General features: G+C 34.5%; 24 protein-coding genes, 1 tRNA gene and 1 pseudogene. 9 read left to right on the forward strand and 17 right to left on the reverse strand.

All coding sequences use genetic code 11. The features are described from left to right. Positions 1-66: 66 nt before the first annotated feature. Complete coding sequence (locus AYC65_RS07515) at positions 67-948, reverse strand: helix-turn-helix domain-containing protein (RefSeq protein ID WP_034868372.1); 882 nt, start codon at positions 946-948, stop codon at positions 67-69. Between the two features lie 211 nt (positions 949-1,159). Between AYC65_RS07515 and moaA the strand changes: the two genes are divergently transcribed. Genes moaA through AYC65_RS07545 form a run of 6 tightly spaced genes read left to right on the forward strand, consistent with a single transcriptional unit; the run spans position 1,160 to position 6,549 of the window. Beyond that, on the forward strand, positions 1,160-2,146 hold the full coding sequence (moaA, locus tag AYC65_RS07520) for a GTP 3',8-cyclase MoaA (protein ID WP_034868370.1): 987 nt from the start codon (positions 1,160-1,162) through the stop codon (positions 2,144-2,146). A 2-nt stretch (positions 2,147-2,148) separates the two neighbouring features. After that, positions 2,149-3,360 carry a molybdopterin molybdotransferase MoeA gene (locus AYC65_RS07525; protein WP_052114645.1) on the forward strand — a complete coding sequence of 404 codons (1,212 nt, stop codon included), beginning with the start codon at positions 2,149-2,151 and terminating at the stop codon, positions 3,358-3,360. A gap of 41 nt (positions 3,361-3,401) precedes the next feature. Next, positions 3,402-4,421, forward strand: coding sequence for a PDDEXK nuclease domain-containing protein (locus tag AYC65_RS07530; protein ID WP_034868365.1), 1,020 nt, complete (start codon positions 3,402-3,404; stop codon positions 4,419-4,421). 11 nt (positions 4,422-4,432) lie between these two features. Then, positions 4,433-4,912 (forward strand): cyclic pyranopterin monophosphate synthase MoaC, encoded by a 480-nt coding sequence (gene moaC, locus AYC65_RS07535; protein WP_034868363.1) that lies wholly within the window; start codon positions 4,433-4,435, stop codon positions 4,910-4,912. Further along, positions 4,890-5,504 (forward strand): NTP transferase domain-containing protein, encoded by a 615-nt coding sequence (locus AYC65_RS07540; protein ID WP_034868360.1) that lies wholly within the window; start codon positions 4,890-4,892, stop codon positions 5,502-5,504. Before moaC ends, AYC65_RS07540 begins: the two co-directional genes overlap by 23 nt. Before the next feature lies 1 nt (position 5,505). Beyond that, on the forward strand, positions 5,506-6,549 hold the full coding sequence (locus tag AYC65_RS07545; protein WP_034868358.1) for a HesA/MoeB/ThiF family protein: 1,044 nt from the start codon (positions 5,506-5,508) through the stop codon (positions 6,547-6,549). Positions 6,550-6,559: 10 nt separating this feature from the next. Here the strand turns inward: AYC65_RS07545 and AYC65_RS07550 are convergent, their stop codons facing one another. The 12 genes and pseudogenes from AYC65_RS07550 to AYC65_RS07600 form a co-directional block, all read right to left on the reverse strand. Further along, positions 6,560-6,967 carry a VOC family protein gene (locus AYC65_RS07550; RefSeq protein ID WP_034868355.1) on the reverse strand — a complete coding sequence of 136 codons (408 nt, stop codon included), beginning with the start codon at positions 6,965-6,967 and terminating at the stop codon, positions 6,560-6,562. 600 nt (positions 6,968-7,567) lie between these two features. Then, positions 7,568-8,479 (reverse strand): bestrophin family protein, encoded by a 912-nt coding sequence (locus AYC65_RS07555; protein WP_034868353.1) that lies wholly within the window; start codon positions 8,477-8,479, stop codon positions 7,568-7,570. Positions 8,480-8,497: 18 nt separating this feature from the next. After that, positions 8,498-8,983: a molybdopterin-dependent oxidoreductase gene (locus tag AYC65_RS07560; RefSeq protein WP_034868350.1), complete on the reverse strand. Its 486-nt coding sequence runs from the start codon at positions 8,981-8,983 to the stop codon at positions 8,498-8,500. Between the two features lie 25 nt (positions 8,984-9,008). Further along, positions 9,009-11,159 (reverse strand): annotated as a pseudogene (locus tag AYC65_RS07565) (FdhF/YdeP family oxidoreductase); the annotation flags it as partial. Between the two features lie 12 nt (positions 11,160-11,171). Continuing rightward, the gene (locus tag AYC65_RS21045; RefSeq protein ID WP_236887509.1) at positions 11,172-11,402 is read right to left on the reverse strand and encodes a hypothetical protein; all 231 of its coding nucleotides are present in this window, start codon (positions 11,400-11,402) and stop codon (positions 11,172-11,174) included. A gap of 21 nt (positions 11,403-11,423) precedes the next feature. Beyond that, positions 11,424-11,774: a DUF7009 family protein gene (locus AYC65_RS07570; RefSeq protein ID WP_034868346.1), complete on the reverse strand. Its 351-nt coding sequence runs from the start codon at positions 11,772-11,774 to the stop codon at positions 11,424-11,426. Beyond that, positions 11,771-12,646, reverse strand: coding sequence for a formate dehydrogenase accessory sulfurtransferase FdhD (fdhD, locus tag AYC65_RS07575; protein ID WP_034868344.1), 876 nt, complete (start codon positions 12,644-12,646; stop codon positions 11,771-11,773). Before fdhD ends, AYC65_RS07570 begins: the two co-directional genes overlap by 4 nt. Positions 12,647-12,696: 50 nt before the next feature. Further along, positions 12,697-13,113 (reverse strand): molybdenum cofactor biosynthesis protein MoaE, encoded by a 417-nt coding sequence (locus AYC65_RS07580; RefSeq protein ID WP_034868342.1) that lies wholly within the window; start codon positions 13,111-13,113, stop codon positions 12,697-12,699. 5 nt (positions 13,114-13,118) lie between these two features. Continuing rightward, positions 13,119-13,361, reverse strand: coding sequence for a MoaD/ThiS family protein (locus tag AYC65_RS07585; RefSeq protein ID WP_034868340.1), 243 nt, complete (start codon positions 13,359-13,361; stop codon positions 13,119-13,121). 1 nt (position 13,362) lies between these two features. Then, positions 13,363-14,112 carry a sulfite exporter TauE/SafE family protein gene (locus AYC65_RS07590; RefSeq protein WP_034868337.1) on the reverse strand — a complete coding sequence of 250 codons (750 nt, stop codon included), beginning with the start codon at positions 14,110-14,112 and terminating at the stop codon, positions 13,363-13,365. Between the two features lie 256 nt (positions 14,113-14,368). Then, positions 14,369-15,265 (reverse strand): hypothetical protein, encoded by an 897-nt coding sequence (locus AYC65_RS07595; protein ID WP_034868335.1) that lies wholly within the window; start codon positions 15,263-15,265, stop codon positions 14,369-14,371. Positions 15,266-15,576: 311 nt separating this feature from the next. Next, positions 15,577-16,605 (reverse strand): S41 family peptidase, encoded by a 1,029-nt coding sequence (locus tag AYC65_RS07600; protein WP_034868332.1) that lies wholly within the window; start codon positions 16,603-16,605, stop codon positions 15,577-15,579. Between the two features lie 190 nt (positions 16,606-16,795). On the opposite strand from AYC65_RS07600, the gene AYC65_RS07605 reads away from it, so the two are divergent. Continuing rightward, the gene (locus AYC65_RS07605; RefSeq protein ID WP_059333764.1) at positions 16,796-17,305 is read left to right on the forward strand and encodes a hypothetical protein; all 510 of its coding nucleotides are present in this window, start codon (positions 16,796-16,798) and stop codon (positions 17,303-17,305) included. 107 nt (positions 17,306-17,412) lie between these two features. Here AYC65_RS07605 and AYC65_RS07610 read toward each other — a convergent pair whose 3' ends face one another. Beyond that, on the reverse strand, positions 17,413-18,834 hold the full coding sequence (locus tag AYC65_RS07610) for a S41 family peptidase (RefSeq protein ID WP_234300259.1): 1,422 nt from the start codon (positions 18,832-18,834) through the stop codon (positions 17,413-17,415). After that, a complete protein-coding gene (locus tag AYC65_RS07615) occupies positions 18,831-19,919 on the reverse strand; it encodes an alpha/beta fold hydrolase (RefSeq protein WP_034868328.1) in 1,089 nt (362 codons plus the stop codon). The genes AYC65_RS07610 and AYC65_RS07615 overlap by 4 nt, the downstream gene beginning before the upstream one ends. A 280-nt stretch (positions 19,920-20,199) precedes the next feature. Between AYC65_RS07615 and AYC65_RS07625 the strand changes: the two genes are divergently transcribed. Together AYC65_RS07625 and AYC65_RS07630 are read left to right on the forward strand one after the other, a co-directional pair. Continuing rightward, positions 20,200-21,636: a hypothetical protein gene (locus AYC65_RS07625; protein ID WP_034868327.1), complete on the forward strand. Its 1,437-nt coding sequence runs from the start codon at positions 20,200-20,202 to the stop codon at positions 21,634-21,636. Positions 21,637-21,737: 101 nt separating this feature from the next. Continuing rightward, positions 21,738-22,064: a hypothetical protein gene (locus tag AYC65_RS07630; RefSeq protein WP_234300260.1), complete on the forward strand. Its 327-nt coding sequence runs from the start codon at positions 21,738-21,740 to the stop codon at positions 22,062-22,064. Between the two features lie 264 nt (positions 22,065-22,328). Here AYC65_RS07630 and AYC65_RS07635 read toward each other — a convergent pair. Both AYC65_RS07635 and AYC65_RS07640 read right to left on the reverse strand, forming a co-directional pair. After that, positions 22,329-22,400 (reverse strand) — tRNA-Arg (locus AYC65_RS07635). A gap of 56 nt (positions 22,401-22,456) precedes the next feature. Beyond that, positions 22,457-24,232, reverse strand: a complete 1,776-nt coding sequence (locus tag AYC65_RS07640; RefSeq protein ID WP_034868324.1) for a porin family protein — start codon at positions 24,230-24,232, stop codon at positions 22,457-22,459. Between the last annotated feature and the right edge of the window lie 31 nt (positions 24,233-24,263).

The raw sequence follows: 24,263 nt of genomic DNA on the forward strand, positions 1-24,263 counted from the left end.
TGGTTAGTATGTAAATATAATAAATGTTCACCAAAAAGTGATTTAACACAATAAAAATACTTCCTATTAACTCACATTTGCTTTGCTCATTGTCTGTCTGTAGCTTTTAGGGGTTGTCCCCGCCTCTGTTCTGAAGAAATAAGAAAAGTGAGAAAAATTTCTAAAGCCTAATTCAAAAGCAATTTCTTTAATCGATTTATCCGAACTGTGTAACAATTGCTTGGCCTCCAACAGAACTCTTTCTTTAATGAATGCTGAAGGCGATTTCTTATACTGTTTCCTGCACAATACACCCAGATAATTGGACGTAATGCATAATTCGTCTGCATAAAAAGCGATATTTTTCTGGCTTTTATAATATTTATCAACCAGCATATGAAACCTGAAAGCAAGATTATTGGTATTCACCAAAGCCGCATCGCCATAGATATGCTCCATCCAGAGGTTGATCATGAGTGTCAGAAGTCTTACTCTGGCATCTATAAGTTTAGGAAAAGCTGGTTCAGAATCTATTTCCTTACGTATAGCGCCAAATTCAGCACTAAGTTTTTGATAGGTTTCATCATCCGGATGAATCATTTCATATCTGTTTAGTGGAGAAAAGGTATGTTTCAGCGTTGGCGAAAATGTTTCAAGAATGATATCATTTACAATTAACCTCCTTCCCATTGTATTGGGAGATAACTTCCAGTTGTAAACTTTCCCCGGAAGATGAATAAACAGTTGCTTTGATTTCAGTGCATAGCTGTTAATATCGGTAATACATTCGCCATCCTCACATTCATCAATAATAATGATTGTAAAAGAATGATCCGGAAAGTTGTTGAGCTCGGATGAGGTAATACTGTCCTGATATATTACATTTACATTCCCCGGATTATGCAGATCTGCAAACTTTGAATTATTTGTTGCTGTATTATTTTCATATGATACCTTGTCTCCTTTCATTCTGAATTATTACAAATACTAATTTACAACCAAATATTATACTATAACTACTGGCTGATTCAATCCGGCAATAATAATCATTATTACACTTAAAACATTCGATTATAAATATCATGCATTGTGATAATCGTATCATAATTTAAACATGAATATGAAGTTTGATACACCTCAAGCAAAACAATCAGTATATTTGTTTGTATAGTTTTATTCAATGCTGAAAGATAAATTCGGAAGAGCTATTAATTATTTGAGACTGGCTGTAGTAGATCGGTGTAACCTTCGCTGTACCTATTGTATGCCGGAAAACGGTCTTTCCTGGATAAAGCAACAGGAGCTGATGACAGATGAAGAAATGATCAGAATATGTTCTGTTTTTACTGAACTAGGCATTAACAAAATCCGAATAACTGGTGGTGAACCCTTTGTAAGAAAAAACTGTATAAGCCTTATTGAGCAGTTATCCCAATTACAAGGTTTGGATGATATCAGCATTACAACAAACGGACTTCTTACCCAACAATATATTCCGCAGCTTAAAGCTTCCGGAATAAAGTCTGTTAATCTGAGTCTTGATACTTTAGATCCCGAACGATTCTTTAGTATAACACGGCGAAGAAGTTTTGATAAAGTAATGAAAACTTTAGACAGTTTACTAAAGCACAAGATAACAGTAAAGATTAATACTGTCGTAATGGAAGATCAGAATATTGAAGATATTATTCCGTTGGTACTACTTACTAAAAAACTTCCTGTCGATGTACGGTTTATAGAAGAAATGCCTTTCAATGGGACCGATGTAGCAGTATCTCTGAAGTGGAATTATAAACAGATATACGAACACATTAAGGCTTACTTTCCTGACATCATAAAAACAAAAGATCCGAAAAGTTCTACATCATATAATTATAAAATTCCGGGATTTGCAGGCAATATCGGAATTATTGCAGCATATACCCGCTCCTTCTGCGGAGACTGCAACAGAATACGAATTACGCCTACTGGAGAACTCCGTACCTGTCTGTATGAAGAGAAAGGAATTAACCTGAAAGAAGCTTTGCGCTCAGGCAAAACCGATCAGGAACTAAAAGAAATTATTATCAATAGCATACAACACAAGCCAAAAGACGGATGGGAAGCTGAAAAGATGAATCTTACTTCTTCACAAGTACATCAGTCTATGGCTACAATAGGTGGATAAATATGGAAATGATTAGTGTACAACAGGCAGAAGAGATCGTTCTTTCTCAATATCAGGATTATGGGAAAGAAAGTATTTCTTATGATTTGGTCATAGGCAGAGTTTTAGCAGAGGACATTCTTGCAGATCGGGATTTGCCTCCTTTTGACAGACCTACTGTAGATGGCATTGCTATACGTTTTACCTCTTACGAAGAAGGCTTTCGTTCGTTTAATATAAAAACTATTCAGTCTGCAGGTGAAACCTCTGTAGCTATAGATTCGGAAGACCAGTGTATTGAAATAATGACAGGTGCTGCATTGGATAGCACCGTGGATACTGTTATCCGATACGAGGATATAACTGTCGACAATGGAATTGCAACTATTAATATCAATATCAAAAAAGGTCAGAATATCCATCTTAAAGGAAAAGATAAAAAAGCAGGAGAGATACTGGTTAATGCCAATCAGGTTATAACTCCTGCCATAATTGGTATTGCTGCATCCGTTGGGAAAACCTCTTTATGGGTTAAAAAGCTTCCTAAAATTGCTATTATATCTACCGGAGATGAAATGATAAGCCCTGAACTAACTCCTACTGCTTTTCAGCTAAGACGTTCTAATGGAGTTACAATAAGCTCTGTCCTTGAGAAATATAAGATTAAAGCAGATCTTATCCATCTTAATGATGATTATGAGGAGATTAAAAAAGAACTTTCAAACTATATAGATACCTATGATATACTTCTTATGAGTGGAGGTGTTTCGATGGGGAAATTCGATTATCTTCCACAAGTATGTGAGGAACTGGGTATAAAAAAACTATTCCATAAAATAAAGCAAAGACCGGGAAAACCATTTTGGTTTGGTAAAAGCCAGAATCAAAAGCTTGTGTTTGCATTCCCTGGCAATCCGGTTTCTGTATTTATGTGTCTGCATCGGTATTTTATTCCCTGGCTGGAAAGATCTTTGGAAATCCCCCAGAGTTCTCCCCTGTATGCCATACTTGAAAACGACATTGAATTCCCATTCTCTTTGCAATATTTTGCACAGACAAAACTTCAGATAAATAAGCAGGGGCAACTTATTGCAAATATTGTTGACACTAACGGTTCCGGAGATTTTTCTCATCTTGCGGAAACAAATGCTTTTGTGGAACTGCCCTTAGAACAAAATACATTCAGAAAAGGAGAAGTATATAAAGTATGGCAATATAGTTTCTTAAATTTGTAAGAGGCCCAATACCGGAATTAATCAATTATGAATAATCAGCAATGGCAGATCTGACATACATAAGTGAAATAAGGAATATTCTTGCACAGGCAAGGATGAAAGCTTATCAGTCTGTAAATTCTGCAATGGTTGAAGCTTATTGGCATATTGGGAAACGTATTGTAGAAGAAGAGCAAAACGGAAAAGAACGTGCGGAATATGGTGAAGCTTTACTTAAGAATCTCTCTGTTGCACTCACCAAAGAATTTGGCAAAGGATTCTCCTCTTCCAATCTGCGGAATTTCCGACAATTCTATCTTACTTATTCGGATCCGGAGATTTGCTACACACTGTGTAACAAATTAACATGGAGCCATAACAGGCTCATTATGAGAATTGACAGTAATGCTGCACGCAATTACTATTTGAAAGAAGCTTCGGAACAAAACTGGAGTGTGAGAGTACTGGAGCGTCATATTAACACTTTCTATTACGAACGCTTGCTCTCTACACAAAATAAAGAAGAAACCGCTCAGTATAGTACCGGACAAAATAATGATTTAACAAGAGATTTTATAAAAGATCCTTACGTATTTGAGTTTCTGAATATTCCGGAGCCAATAAGCGCAACTGAGAATGATATTGAAGCAGCCCTGATTGGAAACTTACAGCAGTTTTTGCTGGAACTGGGCAAAGGATTTTCTTTTATAGGCCGGCAGTTCAGAATAAGTACTGAAACATCTCATTTTTATATTGATCTTGTATTCTATAATTACATCTTGAAATGCTTTGTATTATTTGATCTTAAAATAGCCAAACTCACACATCAGGATGCCGGCCAAATGGACATGTACATCAGAATGTTTGATGATTTAAAAAAGCAGCCTGAAGATAATCCTACTATTGGAATTATACTTTGTACAGAGAAAGATGAGACGGTAGTAAAATATTCGATCCTCAATGAACACAAGCAACTTTTTGCCACTAAATATTTACCGTATCTTCCTACTGAAGAAGAGCTTGCTGCAGAAATAAAAAGAGAAAAATTATTTTTAAAACAAAAGCTGGGTAAAACTAAATAAAACAATCAGAAATGACAGACTTTTCACACCTCAATCATAAACTGGAACCTGCAATTGTAAATGTAAGCGGAAAAGCTGTTACAAGAAGAAAAGCTATTGCAAAAGCAACAGTTGATATTCCTGAACATATATTACAGAAGCTAAAAGAAGGTGACTTTAAAACCCCAAAAGGTTCGGTATTTCAAACTGCAATTATAGCAGGTATTATGGCAGCAAAGAAAACAGGAGAACTTATACCGCTTTGCCATCCTATAGGACTTGAGAATTGTGAGGTAAGCATAGATATTAATGATCGAAACGAAATTGAGATTTACTGTACAGCGGAAGTTGAAGCTAAAACAGGAATAGAAATGGAAGCTCTTACAGGTGCCTCCGTAGCAGCATTAACTATATATGATATGTGCAAGGCTTTAAGTCATGATATTTGTATTAAGGAAATTAAATTAATAGAAAAAACTGGCGGCAAAAATGATTTCAGAAGAACAGAATAGAATTCCTTCTATCAACGGGCTTGTTCTTGCTGGCGGAAAAAGCACAAGAATGGGAACATCTAAAGACCTACTGAACTGGCATGGAAAAGAGCAGCGTTATTATGCTGCAGACTTAATGGCTCCGTTTTGTGATGAGGTTTTTATTTCCTGCAGACAAGATCAGTTAGAAAATTTCGATACCAGCTATAATGCACTCACAGATACCTTTCTGAATATGGGACCATTTGGCGGAATACTTTCTGCTCTGCGTTCTCAAAGAGACAAAGCCTGGCTGGTTGTAGCCTGCGACCTCCCCTTACTGGATAAGAAATCATTACAGTTTCTTACAGAATCACGAGATCCTGAGAAAACAGCAACAACCTATGAAAGTCCGTTTGATAGGTTGCCTGAACCTTTAATCACCATTTGGGAGCCTAAAAGCTATCCTTTATTACTTAATTTTTTGGGAATCGGAAATACCTGCCCCAGAAAGGTTTTAATCAATAGTGATACACTCATTTTAAAACCACAGAATCCGGACGCTTTGATGAATGTAAATACTCCTGACGATGCGGCAAAAGCACAACAGGTTTTAAACAACTCAAAAGACTAATATGGAAGATAATTTTGAACGCTATCAGTGTCAGATTACTTTACCCGGATTTGGCATTTCTTCTCAGCAATTATTAGAAAATGCACGTGTTCTGATTGTCGGAATGGGTGGACTTGGCTGTCCCTCGGCTCAGTATCTTGTATCTTCCGGCATAGGAACAATCGGTATTGCAGACGATGATACTGTATCGCTAAGCAATCTTCACCGTCAGATTTTATATACCCCGGAGGACACAGGTCTTCCTAAAGTAGAAGTAGCTGCCAGAAGATTGCAACAACAAAACCCTTCTGTAAATATTATTCCGTACAATCTGCGGGTAACCTCTGAAAATATAATAAACCTCATCTCGGAATATGATCTGATTATAGAAGGAACAGACAATTTTGAAACAAAATACCTATTGAATGATGCCTGTGTATTAACCGGAAAACCTTTGATTTACGGGGCTATTTACCAATATGAAGGTCAGGTTAGTATATGGAATGTTTTACAAAATGATGGCATGTACAGCCCTAATTACCGGGATGTATTTCCGGATGTAGAAACTTCTCAGATTCCTAATTGCAGAGAAGGTGGCGTAATTCCTACATTGGCGGGTATTACAGGCTGTATGCAGGCTAATGAAGCTATAAAGTATATAACAGGATCAGAAGATCTTTTAGCGGGAAAACTATGGATGCTTAATGTAATAACCGGAAAAACTCAGGTAATTAAGCTGAAGAAATCAACCGCTTTTCAAATTACAGATTTAGTACAGACAATTCCTTTAATTACTTTTGAACAACTTCGGGAAAGAAAAGATTATTTTGAAATTATAGATGTGCGTACGGAAAAAGAGCATCATACATTTAATATTGGCGGAAAGAATATTCCTGTAGAAAAACTACAGGATCAGTTGAATAATATATCTTCTGTCCTGCAGCCTATTCTTTTGTATTGCCAGTCTGGAAAACGCAGTATGGAAGCTGCAGAAAAGATAAAAAAAGCTTTCCCCAACAAAGAAGTATTCTCCCTAAAAGACGGCATTAATAATATACCGTGGTAATATTCCTGTATTATACAGAACCAAATTTTTCAAAAGACTCTTTGCTAACTGGTGTGAAAAAATTAATCAGATTACCGTCAGGATCTCTGAATAATAATGATTTATTTCCCCACGGCATTGTTGTAGGTTCCTGTACAATGCAGGAAACCAGAAATTCCTTTAACCGTACATATTCCTTGTCAACATCCTCTGTGAAGAATTCTATTATCGCTGTTTGATTCTTTGCTGGCTGAGCAATGGTTTCGCCACCGAAAAACTGCAATGTTTTGGTACTTCCGATAGCCAATGTTGCTGTTGCTGTCCGTAGTTCAGCAAAATCTGGTGTATATCTTACAGCTTCAATTCCTGTTACATTTTCATAGAAGCTGATTAAATTTTCAATATTTGCCGTAATAATACGTACTGATACTAAATTCATTTCTTTAGAGTTTTTAAATTACTCTACAAAAATAAACTGGTATTATGACAGCAGTTTGTCAGCAGGTTTTGTCTTAGATTATTTAATATTCAGAATAGCTACTAAATACATAAAGTTGTATTAGCATACTACTATTCTTAGAGCACGGAGATTTCATCTAGTAGTAAGAGCCTGTTTAAATTTTATTGTTAATGCTCTTCGACAGGCTCAGAGTGACATTGCTTGTCCAAAATAGCTTCCTTTTAGGAGTGTCAGGCTGAGCCTGTCGAAGTCTAATATTTTTTTAATCAAAATTTAAACAGGTTCTAAGATTATTTAAAACATTTAGAAATTTAGAAGATTTAGCCATCGGATCGAATACACTTAATAAGCTTAATCTCTTAATGGTTTTAATTTGATATTTAGCATAATCATAGCATTGTACTATTTATAATAATGCAACCCCCAGACATTCTGCTATAAACTTAACATTTAGGAATTTAGAGGATTTAGACATCGGATCAAATGTGCTTAATAACCTCAATTTCTTAATGGTTTTAATTTGATATTTAGTATGGCGTTAATAATGCAGCCTGTTATAAACTTAAATCACCCAAAATGCTAGTCAATAATTGTTTGCGCCGTTTTCTGCAAAACATCTACATGTTCTCCTAACATTTCATGAATTGTTTCATCAATCATTATACACATACTGTTTAGTGCCAGATCATTGGCATCAGTGCCGAAAGGTTCTTCTATCTCGTCGGCAATAGCTTCGAAGGCTACAAAGGTGTAAGCAATAAAAACAACAATAAAAGGCATAAACCAGCCTAAAGAATCTACTAAAGCAAAAGGTAATAAGAAGCAATAAATATAGACGGTGCGATGTAATAAAACCTGATAACTATACGGAATTGGTGTGGAGACAATCCGTTCGCAGCCCCCTACAACATCCGCCAGTTTATCAAAATTTTCATCAAAGCGGGACTGCTGTATAGAATCTATTCTGTTTTCTGATCTCGCCTGTTTTACCCAATCTGCCATCAGCTTCATAAGTATAGCAGGTTTGTATTTGGATTCTTCAGCTACCCTGAACTGTTCTGCCGTTAGTCTGATCTGCAAATCTTCTTTTGGATCTGTGCCTCTTAACTGATGCTTGAGTGCATAAACAAAGGCGCTGACGAGCTGAACAAATTCCGATACAGAAGCTTTATCTGTATCTCCTAAAGTAAGTGCCTGTCGTACCAGCGAACGTGAGGTATTCAATAAAGCACCCCAGAGTTTTCTACCTTCCCAGAAACGCTCGTAGCTAACATTATTACGGAATCCCAGAAAAAGCGCCAGTACAAAACCAAATAATGTTAATGGAGCTGTATTAAGCGGAATCTTGAATGAAAATACAGTTCCGTGAAAATAGGCTACTAATAATGATAAAGCAAATAAAATTAATAGTCGTGGTAATAGTGCCGGCAGCACAGAGCCATGCCAGATAAAGAGCATCCTGAACCAATTTTCTTTCTTACGTATGATCATAATGCTTTTAACTGAATGCTATTTGCTAATTTTTCCGATGACCAAAGCCGCTACCTGATAAGAGCTTCGTGCCGGCTTCTTCTCCCCTTCAGCAATAATCCGAATCGGACCTTTTGCTTCCGGTAAAGGCTTTCCATCTACTTTATCAGCAATAATTATATTTTTATCAGCTATAGAAGGGTCCAATTCCGCAAGAGAAAATAATACCTGATAGCCATCTGTACATTTTACAAGTAAGTATTTTGAAAGATTCTCACCATGCAATTCCTTGCCGGAAGGTACTCCTGCTTTTAATAGAATGTCCTGCAAAGCAACTCCCGAATAAATATGGGTATTGCCATCTTTGTCTTTTAAAGAAGCATTTTTATGCGGCATGCTTGATAAATCGGATAATGAAAGTTCCAGCGGATGTAAAACATCACCATTCACTTTGAGTTTAAAATCCGATTGGCTGAATGCCCAACTGAAAACAAGCAGAAATATTAAAAGCTGTATTTTATTCATATATAAATAGATTGTAATAGAGAATTTAAGGCCTTTGAATTGCACCCCGATAAAGCATTTCGTCTACCTTTTTATAAACTTCGGGGTCATGTTTTTTTATTTTAATCTTCACATATTTGGAAGCCGGCATATTGCTTTCCTTAACCACATTATTTACCGACACCAATACATTGGTTTCCGGGAAATAGGTTACGGTATTTTTCTCCGGAATTTTATAAGAAACAATAATGAATAAAGGTGCTACCCTTTCGATATTATCATCATAATTGTATAAGTCGACTTTGTCTCCAGCTTTTAATCCGGCTTTGTCAATATCTTTTTGATTCATAAAAATAACCCGGCGTTCATTTTTAATCCCCCTGTAACGGTCATCCAATCCGTAGATGGTTGTATTAAACTGATCATGGGTTCTGGTAGTAGCCATCATGTATTCATCAGCAGCAAGTGTGTTATCAGGAATCTCTGTTAATGTAAATGGAGCACGCCCACCTAGCTCTTTAGAGAAATATTGTTCATCCCGTGCAGCATTTGGCAGGTAAAAACCTCCTTTTTGACGAACGCGGATATTATAATCTTCAAAACCAGGTATGCATTGTTCTATATCATCACGAACAGCATCATAACTATCATGATAACGCTGCCAGTTGACAACTGCCTTTTCACCTAAAGTAGCCATTGCCATACGACAGACTATCTGAGTTTCATTTACCAGATTATCGGAAACAGCATCCAGCATTCCTTTAGAATCCTGAACAACACCCATAGAATTTTCAGTTGATACAATTTGTATTTCTCCGTTTACAATATCTTTATCACTTCGTCCGTAGGTTGGTAAAATCAGTGCTTCTTTACCATGAACCAAATGCCCTCTGTTTAGTTTCGTAGAAACACATACCAACAAATTTAGCTTTCTTAGTGCATGAGCTGTATAAGTGGTATCTGGTGTTGCGGAGAGAAAGTTACCCCCCATGCAAAACATCACTTTTATCTTTTCTTCATGGATGGCTTTTATTGCCCGAACAACATCGTAACCATGTTTCCTTGGTACCTTGAAACCAAAGAAATTCTCAAGACGGTCAAGCTGTTCGTCGGTAGGTTTCTCATCAATCATCATCGTTCTGTTCCCCTGAACATTACTGTGTCCACGAACCGGACAAAGTCCGCCTCCCTGTATTCCGATACTTCCTTTAAGCAATATAATATTCAGAATTTCACGTAGCATATCTACACCATTTGGCTGTTGGGTAAGCCCCATTCCCCAGCTGATGATAATCCGCTTTTTAAAAGCAATCATTTCAGCAGCCTGGCATAATGCTTCTTTAGAAACTCCTGAAAGTTCGGCTAACTCTTCAAGTTTATAATGATCAAACTGTTTTAAGAATTCTTCATAACCTGTGGTTTTCTCTTCTATAAACTGATTATCGAAAACCTTACCCGGATTATTCTTCTCAAATTCGATTAGTAAAAGTTCAAGCGCTTTCAGAAGAGCCATATCGCCATTTATCTTTACAGGCAGATATAAATCAGCCAGCTGAACACCTCCGGTAATAATTTCTTTAACGCTTTGCGGATTGATAAATCCCATTAACCCTGCTTCCGGTAACGGATTTACCGCTATAATTTTAGCACCGTTCTTTTTCGCTTTTGCCAGAGCACTCATCATCCTTGGTGCATTAGTTCCCGGATTCTGACCTATAATGACAATAACTTCGGAATCATGAAAGTCTTCTAAAGTTACTGTTCCTTTGCCAATTCCTATAGTAGGCCGTAATGCAGATCCTGATGTTTCATGACACATATTGGAACAGTCCGGCATGTTATTGGTTCCAAACTCCTTTGCAAACAATTGGTATACAAATGAAGCTTCATTACTGGTTCTTCCGGAAGTATAAAAAGCGGCTTCATCCGGAGACTCTAACGCGTTGAGATGTTCCGCAATTTTTTTGAAAGCGTGATCCCAGCTAATTGGCTCGTAATGTGTACCGCCTTCTGGTAAATACACAGGGTCGGTAAGCCTTCCCATTTTACCAATCTGATAATCGTCTAATTTAGCAAGATCTGACAGTGAATTTTGCTTAAAAAATTCCGGAGTAACCGTTTTCGTTGTAGCTTCTTCGGCTAAAGCCTTTGCGCCATTTTCACAATATTCACCAAGAGCTGAACGTTCATCATCCGGATCAGGCCATGCTCAGCTCGGACAGTCGAATCCGCCCATCTGATTCATTTTGAACAATGCCCTCATTCCGCGGACGGGAGTTTTTTCTTCAAACAAATCACTAAATGCAGCCATTACAGCAGGCACACCTGCAGCTTTATTTTCTACATGGGTAAGCTTAAGGTCAAGTAAAGTAAAAGGATTCTCGGCACTAGGCTCATTGTGAATCTCTTCTTCAATTTTGTTTTTATCAATTCCTTCCATAGCCTTTTTATTTAAGGACGATTAGCATTTAATATTAGGATTCGGATAATTGTCGCTCTGATCTTCCACGGTATTGTCTATACAAACAAAGTCCTTTTCTATCAGAAGCTTTACAATCCCGGATTCTCCGTCAAAACCAACTATGTCTGTCATTACGAGCTCCTCAACCATGGCTTCCGGCATTTTCATTACGATTCTGTTTTCAACAAAATCTGCAGAAAGTTCTGTATCATTCGTTCTTTTTACCATATAAATAAACGGACGATCTGCAAACTGAGTTAAACTGGAAACAATCCCATTTTCTCCTAGCTCGTGAACTTCTGACTGAGTAAGACGAAATCTTACTGAATTATCTTTAATTCTTATTTTCATAATAAGTTGTCGATTTTAAAATTACTGCCTGTATGGTAAATATTGAATCGGTTATCCCTGAGAAAACCTAATAAGGTGATATCGAATTCTTTTGCAAGATCAACAGCAAGACTGGAAGGAGCTCCTATTGCTACAACAACAGGAATCCCTGCCATTGCTGCTTTCTGAATAAGTTCAAAACTTGCCCGCCCGCTTAATACCAATATTTTATCTTTAAGGGGTAACTGTTTTGTAAACAAAGCATGACCAATAAGTTTATCCAAAGCATTATGCCTTCCTACATCCTCCCGTAAAGCCAATAAGTTTCCGTTTGAATCAAACATTCCCGACGCATGTATTCCGCCGGTAGAGCTAAAATTACTCTGAAATGAACGAAGCTTATCTGATAACTGATACAAGATTTCCAGAGACAGATTATAATCTTCTTTATCATTGTTGTTAAAAGGGCTTACTGTTCTTATAGATTCTATAGATCCTTTTCCACATACTCCACAACTAGAGGTTGTATAAAAATTCCGATCTGTCTTCATTAGTTGAGGGATAAAGTCATCGACCAACTCAACTATTATAATATTCTCCTGATTTCTGGAACATTCGGCTTGAGGATGTGTTACTTTTATAATTTGCTGATCGCCGGAAATAATACCTTCTGTGAACAAAAAACCTGCAGCAAGTTCTTCATCATATCCCGGTGTCCGCATAGTAACAGATATATTTTTGCTCTGTTTTTGTTCTTTGGGACCATAAGTCACTCTTATTTCCAAAGGTTCCTCCACAGCAATATCATCTGTATAAGAAAAACCCAGGTTGTCCTTAACTTTGATAATCTCTGCTTTTTTTACGGAATTGCTTTCCAGCATATTAGCTTTCATATCTAAAAGAGACTTATATAGTAAATATACAAATTTTTATTCCTCAAAAATCACGGATGAGCAGAAACCCACTCTTCTCCATCCTCAAAAATTTCTTTCTTCCAGATAGGCACCGTTTGTTTTATAGTATCTATAATATAACGGCAAGCATCAAAAACAGCGTCTCTGTGGCCGTCACTTACAACAATAATTACAGCTTCTTCTCCCGGAAACAGAACTCCTGTCCGGTGATGAACTACAATATTCCGCACTGAAAACTGCAATATTGCTTTATCAGCTATTTTCCGGATTTCTTTAATAGCCATGGACAGGTAACATTCATATTCCAGCCGAACGACAGGTTTGTCTTTGGTTTTATTGCGGACTGTTCCTATAAAGTTTGCAATACCACCACTCCCTAAATCGTGAGCAATAGCAAGGCATTCTGTAATATCCAGTTTCTGTTCTGTTATTTTTATATCAATCATATAGCCTATCCCCCGCTTACAGGTGGTATTATTGCGATTTCGTTTGTACTGATTATAACCTGATCATTTTCTGCATATTCATTGTCTACAGCGATAAAATAAGATCTTAGACGCTTTAGTTCAGGAAATTCATTTTCAAGTTTAACTTTTAGACTCTGTACTGTTGTGCCTTCTGCAAGATCAATTTCTTTTTCTGTTCCGCCCAGAATATCTTTTGCAATTCCGAATGCTAATATTTTAAGTTTCATTTTACCAGTATTTTATTAATACATTGATCCCTGCTATCAAAACAAGAATAGCTGTCATTCTCTTTATAATCAAAGGATTCCATTTTAATGACATTCTGGATCCTATTTGTCCGCCTATGAATACAGCCAGACATAAACTCAGAATTCTTATGAAATCTATTTCGGATGGTAATTTTGTTAATTGTCCTACAATTCCGGATATGGAATTCACCAATATAAAAATACTGGATGTTGCTGCTATTTTCCGTGGTGTATCCCACTTCATAAGGTTTAATAATGGTGAAAGAAAAATTCCGCCACCAATACCTACCAATCCGGATAAGAAACCAATACCACCACCTAAAAGGCTATTTCCGGCAACAGAAGATTTTGATTCTTCCGAAATTGTTTCTTCACTTTTTGTTTCGGTTTTCATCCATAATAATACCGCCGCAATGATTAATGTAATCCCTAAAATCAGAAAAAATGTTTCCTGACTTATTTTTAATACAGCACCTATATAAGCCATAGGAACGCTGACTAATGTAATGGGTAGTATTTTCCGCCAATTAACCTGATTATTTTTGATATAAATATAAACTCCGCCTGTAACAACAATTATATTACAAATTAAGGCTGTTAAGCGCATTTCCTGGTATGGCAGGCTGTACATGGCAAGGACAGCAAGATAACTGGATCCACCACCAAAGCCAACGGATGAATAAACAAAGGCAATAATTAAAAAGAATAACAGAAGCTCCCAATATCCCATAGTCTTTCCGGAGTATTAATTTTACTCTTACAATAATACTGATTTTTGGTACTAACCTGATTAATTGAATGTAAAAGAATGTGTTATAATTTGTGAAAAGAATATCATGCATTGTTTATCTTACCGAAATCGGTAAATCTATAGATTATATTGTTCTTTAACCGAGGATAAACTCTGAATGGATTCAAATACATAGATGAATTGCACAAAAAAACACTCCCTTATGAAAGTGCTTTATGCTTCTGCGAAATATATTTTAAATTACTTTTTCTTCTGAGATATCTCCGGTTATCAGGTCTATTGTCTTGAATGTATGAAGTAAAATTCTATTTTCAAAATAATTCGTTGCGAATCTTCCGCGATACTGATACCCCTCAATTTGGTTTACAATTTCCCCATTCTTAGATTCAATTACAAAATCAGTTCCCCAGTCATTTGCTTTTACATCCTGTGCTTCCACTGCAATAAAAATATTATTATCAGTTATGTATATGTCTGAGGAATTAATACGTCCTATATCATTAAAATCTTTATTCCACTTAATTTTATAATTTCTGTCAAAACAATACAAAATATTAGCTTCTGAAATAACATAAATAAGAGATGAATCAATAGAATACTTAATTCTGCAAATCTTTTCTCTGATTCCAAATTTTTGAATTCCTGCTTTACCTGTTGTAAAGTCAAATGTATAGCAAGTATCTTTTGCCTTTTCACAAGGCATTATAAAACTATTATGTTCCGAATCCAAATCTCCCTTGTAGAGTCTCAATTCTTTAGGAAGTTCAGCAATTATTTCATTTTTAAATATATCAAGACAGAAGGTTTTCATTTTATGTGCAGTAACCAATAGTTTGCTTCCTGCCACGTCAAATGCTGTATCAAGAACAAAATATTTATGAGTATCAAGTAATACATTCTGACTATTACGATCCATTACTATCAGATCTGTTTTAGAATACTTTGTTTTTGTTGACGGGTAATTTGTGATTGCAATTTTATTCCCATCAGGTGAAACACTTTCGGGTTTCCACTCCGAATATGCTTTTAAATAGATTCTTTCCTGGGCATTAAAATCAAAAAGAAAGAGACCTTCTTCATTATGTGTATTTTTTTTAAAAAGTCCAATTCCGGCATTTCTATTTAATATCATTTTTTATTTGTATGGAGGAGAGTTATAAGAGTTATTCAAATATAAATATATTTACAGATACTTAAAAGCTCATTTATATAATACTATATCAATAACATATACAATTTATTTAAGAATCTGATTTTGTTATATTGTAAAATTGTACCAGCGACGATAAACATCTTGACAAACAAAAATTCCAGCTAATAAGGTCATCAACAAACAATAGTTTATTATAAATTCTAAGTATATCAAAACCATTAAAATAGACTATTTCAAACCTTTTGACGAAAAGAGCATTAAAATATAGTATAACTTTTTTCCTTCTTTAATTATACTCTTGTAATATATTTAATAGCTTCCTGAATATTTTTATCCAATAATAAGTTTTCGAAATTATCTTCCTTTAAAATTACAATATCCGGGGAGATAGTTTTATAATAATTCCCGTTCCTATCGCAGTCATAAGATGTTGTTAAAGCCATATAGCTGCCAAAAGGCAATGAAGATTTTATATTTCCTGTAGTCGCACCAAAAGTTTCTTGTCCTATAAAGATAGTATTCGCTCTCCCTTTAAATGACAATGCAACAATTTCTCCTGAACTTCCGGTTGCAGCACTTGTTATGACAGCAACTTTTGCCTGATCTAATAGTTGACCATGGGGGGTTATGTAAGATACTTTCTTGGAATTGTTGTAATATACTCCTTTATCTAATTTTATTTTATTGATTTGTTTTTTGTCTATATTTAGAGAGCCATTGATATCATTATTTCCTAAAAAATCATATAAAGCAAGTAACATTGGCCAAGAGTTTCCGCCTGTATTAAACCTCAAATCGATAATCCAACCTTTTAAATTATTTTTGGATTTTAAATCTGCTATTTCATCATAGAGCGGTTGTGCAATTCTATGGACATTTTTCTCACTAATATCTGAAAAGATAATTTTTGGAATCAGTATATAGCCAAATTCATTATTAATTATTTTTGTTTTAAAACTCGGTTTTGACGCATATGCTTTTTCCCATTCATCACTTAGTTTTTCATTTATCGATTTTATACTTGAACTATAAACCTTGTCTTTATAATAAATGTTACAATGCGTGGCACCAATTTTGTTAAATAATGGTTCAATCTCACTTAAAGAAGAATTGAAATTATCATATTTAGACAGATTTTGATTCGTTTCAGTAATAACTCCTTTCCAGTTTACATCGTTTTTATATAAATAACTTGTCTTTAAATTTTTAAATAATTGATTGTAGAATGTATCGATACTATCTTTAGATGATAATTTATTTTGAGCATAAAATTGAACACATAAGTTTAAAAGGAGAATTAATATAAATGTCTTTTTCATTTTTTAGAATCTGTTATTTAGTGATTATAGTTAATTACCAAAAATAATTAATTTATCTATTCACTAAATATCTTTAATAATTAAAAATAAAAGATTCAAGTTAAAAATTGTTTAATTACAGGATATATGGGACATTCTAAATTTAAAAACAATATTATATTATTATTTTAGCACTCACTATCACACTAATATGAAAAAAAAGCTACTTTACATTATACTTTTTCTTTTCGGGGTATTTTGCTATTCCCAAAATTATATAAAACCAGTTATAGGGTATTTCCATGCAACAGATATACTATCCAACAGAGTACAAAAGAAAGTTGATAAACTATCCAAATGCCCAGAGAGTAAAGATAAAAATATAGAAATACTATGCTGCGGAGCAAAAAGAGATGTCTATTTTAAAGAAGGAGGAGCTTATCTGTTTCGATTATTACTGAGCCAATATTTACGGTTTCCTGACAATATCAATTTTGGCGAAAATACTTTTACATTTATAATAAAGAAAAATGGCAGAATCGGATCATTTGAAATGATTAAAGAATCTGATAAAAGAGTTGGCAAAATATTGAAAAATACATTAAGAAAGGATACCTTTCAAAACTGGTCACCCGCCTCCTACTATGGTATGAAAGTAAGCTCCAAAGCCACAATGTCAATTTATATTGATACTAATTACTTGAAATATAATGTTCAATAAACTGAATTAGAGTTACATTAAATATAATTTTTCGTAAACATTAAGTATGAATATCTATTGCTGAATTTATATTTCAGCCTTTAATTATTTGGCTTGGATTTCCCGGATCAATCAACTCCTATCTGCTTTACTACAAAATCCATTTGCCTGTCAAACCCAGTCTTCAAATCATTTGGTTCAATTTGTATTTCTATATCCGGCTTGATTCCTTTTGGGTCGTATTGGAAACTTGGAGTTCTCATTTTATACTGAGAAGTAGGTATCCAAACCAATGTTTTAGAATAAGGCAGCACAAATGCTTGTCCACCAGCATTGCTGTAGTTGCTTCCCTGGGAATATTCTCCATAAAATTTGCCAATCTTATATTCCCGCATCAAAGCCAGTAAATGCCCCGTGGTTGAAAAGCATCCACCATTAATCAAAACTTTGATTTTTCCTTTATAATAATTGGGTTTGTTTTGCTGCTTTTCAAACCACCAATAGTCTTCTGCGTCGGTTTCGGTATAACAATTCAGTCCATTTTTGCGTTTGGTTTCGGCTATAATAATTTCCTCAATATTATTAGGATATTGGGCATAATGTTTCCATTGCTTTGTTGTATTATACTTTGCTCCGACATAATCAAAGTAGTAATAAGGTTTATTAGTCAAATAAGAAAATAAGTAGTTTGCAATATCAGCAGAGCCACCTCCATTATCCCGCAAATCAATGATTAGGTTTTCGGTTTTCAGACTATCAAGGCGGTTAAAGAAAACGTCCAATTTCTTTTCCGCAATTTTTCTGTCAGCTTCATTATAGCCATTCTCAAAAGAGTGGAATTTCAGAATAGCTAAATTGTCTGTCTTAAATTCGGTAGTTAATGGTTCAATGTTTTCTTTAATCTCCTTTGTGTAAGTCTCATATGACACTCCATTTAAGTCAATTTTTTGCTTCTGTTTTTTTTGATCCAGATACTCAATTTCAAATTTATTAACCTGATTATATATGAAATAGTAAAAGGGAAAATTTCTAAACCGCGCATTTAATCCGGTCTCATTTTGGCCTTCGAGGTGAATGTATTTTTGGATTTCAGTTACGATTGAACTGATTTCTTTTCCATTTATTTTTAAAATTCTTAAACCTGCATAGTCTTTATTTTCCGGGGTTGATTTATCTAAATAATATTGGTCTTTAATTTTATAAATGCTGAAAGGAAAAACTGCTCTGTTTTTCAATAAATTGCTGATTTGCGTTCTGTCAGCTGCAGTATGCCCGTCTTTTATTTTCGCCATTAAAGTGGCTGTTAATTTGTAATAATCAACAATTGACAAATCTGTTTTGATTGATTTTTTTAAATCTATATATGTTTTGTCAAAATTGGCTTTCGAACAAAACATAAACTGTCCGGGATGGATGGTATTGGTTAAATTATAAAGCTCTGCAAACTCAGCCTTTATGCTATCTTTCTTTAAAGTTTTATCTAATAATAAATCTTTTTTCTGTGCGATGCAAAAATTACAAACCAGAATAGTAACTAGTAAAAATCTCACTTGATAAGTTTGTTTTGAATTAAAAACGTCTTGATATCCTCTATCACTTCAGTTGGTCTTTCATCTTTCACACCATGCCAGGTATCCTTATAAATCTTATGGATAATGTATTGCTGATGAGCATTTGTGAGCGCAGTATTTTCGTCCTTAAAATCAAACCAGTCATTTTTACTAACAGGGTCGAAAATGAGCATTGGCTTGTTTAGATTACGGTAGATAATTTTAGGATTGAGCTGATGTGTAGAAGCTCCAAAAGCTTTTTTTGCTGTAAATGGTGTATAAATAATAGCAATGTTTTCTTCCGCAGAATTTTCTCCAGTCAGTTCTTCCGCGCCGGGATTTATTTCATACTTCCCGGCTTCATTTTTCTTAATCCTTGCATATGATGTGAAAATTTCTTTCTTCAGTTTTTCACCCTGTTTCCCTTTTATTCCCCAATTATTGTACATATACCAGTATGCATCAAATTCGGTATCAAATACCAATGTCTTTTTATTTTTATAATATTGTTTTGTTTCTGCAATATCTTTCTCAATATCTGAAGCTTTCACACCAAAATCCCAGGCTACTGAACCACCATCTTCCAGAACAAGCGCCTGGACCATCTCCGGGTAAGCACTATAAAAAGCTGTACTTATACTTCCTCCTCTTGACCAACCACCAATAATTGCTTTTTTTATCTTCAATTTATCTAACAAAAACTTAATATCATCCGCTACATCATATATAGATACATCCTTTTGAGGGATTGAAGTAAATCCATGTCCATAATAATCAACAGCTATAACATGTAAGTTAAGCTGAACAAGCTGCTCTATGATTTCGTAAAGTTCGTAAGCATTACTATATGTTCCGTGAATCCAAATAAGAGTGGGATTTATAGTACTTCCCCATTCCAGATAATGCATTTTTGTATTGTTGGTTTGGATATACTTTCCATGCCGCTTTTCATATTGCTCAAATTCTGATTTGTATTGTTTATAAAGATTAGATTGGATTATAGAATCTCCTTTGACAGAAGTCTGAGCTTGCAATAATCCCATAAACGGGATGGTGAGAAAAAAAAGAGTGAGTATTTTTTTCATTTATATTAATATTTAAATGGGTGGACGCAAATATATTTATAATTCTCAATAAAGAGATATATCACAATTAAATATTAAAGAATAAATCGACAAAAACTAATATTTTAGCTCAATCATAAGATATAACTATGATAATACCGTACGAATTGTTGGGATTTTCTATTACAATAAATTTTTTACACGTCATTACGGTTTACCGTAAAAGAAAATAAATTATGTTAAATAAATATGTGAAAAATTATTTATAAGTTTAACGAACCGAAAACAAAAATTAACATATATGAAAAAACATTTATTTTATCCTGCATTATGGGGAATTCTAATTTTATCTCTATTATCTTCCTGTCGTACGGAAGATGGAGCAATAACTCAAAAACAATTAGAGGACAAAAGATTTGCGGTCTTTGTTCCGAAAGAAGAGAAAGTAGTTAATTATGCTAATGGCTTTGCATATCTAGTACAGCGATATGATAACTTGCACAAAACAAATTTGTCTGGAGTTAATAATAACAATCCTGCAATAAGAAATCTTAGTGCTAGTATCAACAAAAATGCTGCTATTTTACAAGCAAGTGAATCTTATGTGGAATTCAATATAAGATCACAAGTAATTAGAGGTGCTAATGATGATAAGTGGGTGATTTTTCCTAAGATCGAAAAAGGTGTAGTTAAAGACTTAGTTGTAGGAGTTCTGTCAAAGAATGAAACCTACTTAACTTTTTACAATATAGATACTAATGATAAGTATTATACCAGTAATATATCATTGTTTGATGAAGCATTTAAAACATATCAGAAAAGAAAAGGTTCTATAGCTTTAAATGCGAGTATAAAGCCTATGGCTTTTAAAGGTGATGGTACAGGCTGTAGTGAAGAGCAACCCTGCAAAGATATTGAAGAAGTCGAGATCAATGTTCCTGCTAAACCAGATGATGGAGGTGGTACACCTCCTCTTCCAATTCCACCTAATCCGGGATGGAATCCAACCGAACCGCCTAAAGGAAAGTGTCCTGAATATCAAGATTGTACTGATTATGGTGCTCCAAGTACGCCAGTTGACGAATGGGTAAAACAACATATAGATGATAGAAACCTAAAAAATAACAAATGTGCTAATGATGTTTATCAAACCTTAAAAAGTCGAGCAGGATTATTTAATAACTTATTGGGAGACTTTAAAGGAAGTAGTTCTATACTTAATTTAAGCTTTAATGTAAAACCTATTTCTTCGAAACCAGGAGCACTTATAATGGGACAAACTCTTGTAAGTGCAGATATGATAAAAAATGGCTATATTAGTATAGATATGAATACAGAAGCAATGGGTTCTTCTCCACTTGGAATTGCCACAACTTTTATTCATGAAATGGTGCATGCCAAAATGATTCATGATTTAGTAAACGCAGGGTGGGATGGAGCTAAAAGTATAAAAGAAATAAATTCTGAAAATCTTCCAACATTATTGGAAGCATATAGGAAGGAATATTATCAAGGAGAAGATGCTCAGCATAGATTTATAAGTGAATATTATATTCCTAAAATAGTAGCGGCTTTGGGGCAATTTGATGGGTATAATCATAGTAAAGCTGATTATGAAAATTTGGTTTGGACTGGTCTTCAACAGACTGATGCATATAGAGCTCTTTCTCAGGCTAAAAAAGATAAAATAACAGAAGCAAATAACACCTTTAATAGTAAATCACCATGTGGAAAATAAAAATATTGGCACTAATTTTTCTATTTGGAGCAAGTTGTTTTTACTATAGTCAAAGTAAAAAAAATACTCCCTCCAGATTTAAATATGTAAAAATTGGTAATATGGAAGGTAAAATTGATGCTACAGATTTTAAATTCTTGGGTAGCGAAACAAAATATATGCAATTATTGCAAGAATTTGAAAAAAGTTTCAGTAAAATAAATAAAGGGTATCCTAATTATTATAGAGATTATAGATTTATTGAATATACTTCTCCCAAATACTTAAAAGTATCACTTATTCCCAAACAGATAGTATCTAACGAGGATAAAAAGAAACTTTATTTATGGAATATTCCTTTGGATACAAAAGTTCTTGAGGTATACTATAATATTAAAACTAAGAAAATTGATGATATTTTAGAAACTACTCCTGGTACTATTGAGTAACTTGCAAATATTAAAACTAAACTTTAATTCATATTTAACCCCGATTAACCTCGGGTTTTTTCTTTTCCATACGGGTTTCCCGTAAAACTTCAAAAATGTTTCTATTTACTTCTTGGATAGTATTATAAATTCCCAGAAGGTTATTGTATGGGAATGTGATTTGGTTGGTTCTGAGAAATCGGGGCCTTTTTTATTTAAAAATAGATTATAAATAATATTTTCGGGGGTAAAAATGAAAAACCGTCTTGTTAACAAGACGGTTTGTAGCCCCATGAGGAATCGAACCTCAACCTAAAGAACCGGAATCTTTAATTCTATCCATTAAACTATGGGGCCTCCCTTATTCGGATTGCAAAATAAGTACTTATTACGGGAATTTGCAATTATTTTCCTTAAAATTCCAGCTTGATTCCGCCAAGTACCTGAGCTCCCATTACTTTGTAGCCTAAATAGTTCTGATAAGATGTTCCGGTTAGGTTATTCCCCATTACAAAAACGCTGATGTTCTTGTGTAATTTGTATTCCGCAGAAAGATTAAGATCTACATATCCGGATACCTTTCTGTCATTTGTTTCAGTAGTTGTATACTGGTTATTGGTACCTAATGGCTGTACATCGAAAGCATTCGCTTTTCTGTCAGTTACAAAAATACCTTTAAAACCAAGGTTTAACTTTTTGTTCAGCATAGAATACTTCGCCCCTAAAGTTGTTTGTACAACAGGCTTATAAAATGCATTGTTAAAGTTTTTCAGTGAGTAACTCATGTATTTTAATTCCCCTGTAAAGTTTAGGTTTTCCAATGGGAAATACTGAGCATTGATGGTAACTTCACTTAGATTTCCGTTATCATATACAGTGTTAAAAGTATTCAGATAATCGTAAGCATTTCTTTGAGCGGAAGGATCTGTAGAGAACAAGTTATTCGATTTGTAGAATAACATATCATTCAGCTTGCTGTAGCCTGCGTTAATGTCATATTTAAAGTTCTGCTCAATATCACCCTTAATACCGAAATAAATATGGTATTTGGTCTCTGTCGGACGAAGCTGAAGATCTGATACCAGGAATGGATTGTCATGTAACAAATCTGTATAAGTATTTAGTTTAATACCACCATCTACCCCAGCATAAAACTTAACTTCATCTTTTGGTGCAATTAAGATCTCAGCAGTCGGGAACCAATAGAATTTATTATTTCTGGTTCTATCCGTTGTTGCAGTCTGATATTTGGATGTAAGCGATGTAAAACGCGATCCGATTTTCAAATAGTGATTCCCTTTAAAGAAAGTAACTTCAGGTGTAAAGTTTGCCACAAAATGAGTTGACTCATTTTTATTCAGAATATCAAACTGTGTATTTACACCTTGTATCCCGACGCCTAAATCGGCATTCATGGTAATACCGTCAGATGAACTGATGGTAAGATCGTGTTTTGCAAAATTCACTAATGCATCATAGAAATTCTCTTTAGCATTAAAATGGTCTTTGGTAAATGCTGTTTTTACACGGATATCATTCAGGTAATTATTAGCATAAAAATCGTAATAAGCATTAACGCCAAATTTGGTATAGCTTTGCTTAAGGTCTGCATTGTTAGCTGGTTGGATAACATCCTGATAATTTCCGTAGTAATTGTAGTTGTTTAGTTCGATTCCTGCATCTACATTCAACTTTCCTACTTCACCGTATGAATTTAAAAATACGTTTGCTTCAGTATTCTGCTGTTTAGAATCCCAGTTATAGTACTTTTTTAATCCGCTTGTAGAGATATGGTGTACATCTGCACCAACCTCCAGATTAGGTTGTATTTCTCCGGAAACATTTCCGTCTACCAGAAACTTACCATAGTTACCATATCCCAATTGGAAATAGTTACGGTTATAACCTGTATTGAATTTAGGAGAGATATCTTCACCTTTAATAGTAGAAGTTTTGAAATCTGAAATCAAAGGAATATTAGTTACCTGATATTTCAGAGAGTCCTTCCCTTTTGGCGGGAAGTTTTTTTCTGTAGGTACAGAAGTTTTCTTTTTCTCAATTTTCTTTACTTCAGGCTCACGCTTACGATTAAGAACCAGTTTTTCTTCTTTAATCTGTGCATGGGCAGTTTGTACTCCTGCTACTCCTAAAACACCGATAACTGCTATATATTGAATATGTTTTTTCATTCGTATATTTTTATTTTCCGCATTTAGCGGA

Origin of the sequence: Elizabethkingia bruuniana (genome assembly GCF_002024805.1) — a bacterium.
GTDB lineage: Bacteria > Bacteroidota > Bacteroidia > Flavobacteriales > Weeksellaceae > Elizabethkingia > Elizabethkingia bruuniana.

Excerpts from the sequence above, each read along its gene's own strand:
- AYC65_RS07515 (WP_034868372.1), bottom strand. The coding sequence starts at position 948 with ATGAAAGGAGACAAGGTATCATATGAAAATAATACAGCAACAAATAAT.
- moaA (WP_034868370.1), top strand. The coding sequence starts at position 1,160 with ATGCTGAAAGATAAATTCGGAAGAGCTATTAATTATTTGAGACTGGCT.
- AYC65_RS07525 (WP_052114645.1), top strand. The coding sequence starts at position 2,149 with ATGGAAATGATTAGTGTACAACAGGCAGAAGAGATCGTTCTTTCTCAA.
- AYC65_RS07530 (WP_034868365.1), top strand. The coding sequence starts at position 3,402 with ATGGCAGATCTGACATACATAAGTGAAATAAGGAATATTCTTGCACAG.
- moaC (WP_034868363.1), top strand. The coding sequence starts at position 4,433 with ATGACAGACTTTTCACACCTCAATCATAAACTGGAACCTGCAATTGTA.
- AYC65_RS07540 (WP_034868360.1), top strand. The coding sequence starts at position 4,890 with ATGATTTCAGAAGAACAGAATAGAATTCCTTCTATCAACGGGCTTGTT.
- AYC65_RS07545 (WP_034868358.1), top strand. The coding sequence starts at position 5,506 with ATGGAAGATAATTTTGAACGCTATCAGTGTCAGATTACTTTACCCGGA.
- AYC65_RS07550 (WP_034868355.1), bottom strand. The coding sequence starts at position 6,967 with ATGAATTTAGTATCAGTACGTATTATTACGGCAAATATTGAAAATTTA.
- AYC65_RS07555 (WP_034868353.1), bottom strand. The coding sequence starts at position 8,479 with ATGATCATACGTAAGAAAGAAAATTGGTTCAGGATGCTCTTTATCTGG.
- AYC65_RS07560 (WP_034868350.1), bottom strand. The coding sequence starts at position 8,983 with ATGAATAAAATACAGCTTTTAATATTTCTGCTTGTTTTCAGTTGGGCA.
- AYC65_RS21045 (WP_236887509.1), bottom strand. The coding sequence starts at position 11,402 with ATGGAAGGAATTGATAAAAACAAAATTGAAGAAGAGATTCACAATGAG.
- AYC65_RS07570 (WP_034868346.1), bottom strand. The coding sequence starts at position 11,774 with ATGAAAATAAGAATTAAAGATAATTCAGTAAGATTTCGTCTTACTCAG.
- fdhD (WP_034868344.1), bottom strand. The coding sequence starts at position 12,646 with ATGAAAGCTAATATGCTGGAAAGCAATTCCGTAAAAAAAGCAGAGATT.
- AYC65_RS07580 (WP_034868342.1), bottom strand. The coding sequence starts at position 13,113 with ATGATTGATATAAAAATAACAGAACAGAAACTGGATATTACAGAATGC.
- AYC65_RS07585 (WP_034868340.1), bottom strand. The coding sequence starts at position 13,361 with ATGAAACTTAAAATATTAGCATTCGGAATTGCAAAAGATATTCTGGGC.
- AYC65_RS07590 (WP_034868337.1), bottom strand. The coding sequence starts at position 14,112 with ATGGGATATTGGGAGCTTCTGTTATTCTTTTTAATTATTGCCTTTGTT.
- AYC65_RS07595 (WP_034868335.1), bottom strand. The coding sequence starts at position 15,265 with ATGATATTAAATAGAAATGCCGGAATTGGACTTTTTAAAAAAAATACA.
- AYC65_RS07600 (WP_034868332.1), bottom strand. The coding sequence starts at position 16,605 with ATGAAAAAGACATTTATATTAATTCTCCTTTTAAACTTATGTGTTCAA.
- AYC65_RS07605 (WP_059333764.1), top strand. The coding sequence starts at position 16,796 with ATGAAAAAAAAGCTACTTTACATTATACTTTTTCTTTTCGGGGTATTT.
- AYC65_RS07615 (WP_034868328.1), bottom strand. The coding sequence starts at position 19,919 with ATGAAAAAAATACTCACTCTTTTTTTTCTCACCATCCCGTTTATGGGA.
- AYC65_RS07625 (WP_034868327.1), top strand. The coding sequence starts at position 20,200 with ATGAAAAAACATTTATTTTATCCTGCATTATGGGGAATTCTAATTTTA.
- AYC65_RS07630 (WP_234300260.1), top strand. The coding sequence starts at position 21,738 with ATGGAAGGTAAAATTGATGCTACAGATTTTAAATTCTTGGGTAGCGAA.
- AYC65_RS07640 (WP_034868324.1), bottom strand. The coding sequence starts at position 24,232 with ATGAAAAAACATATTCAATATATAGCAGTTATCGGTGTTTTAGGAGTA.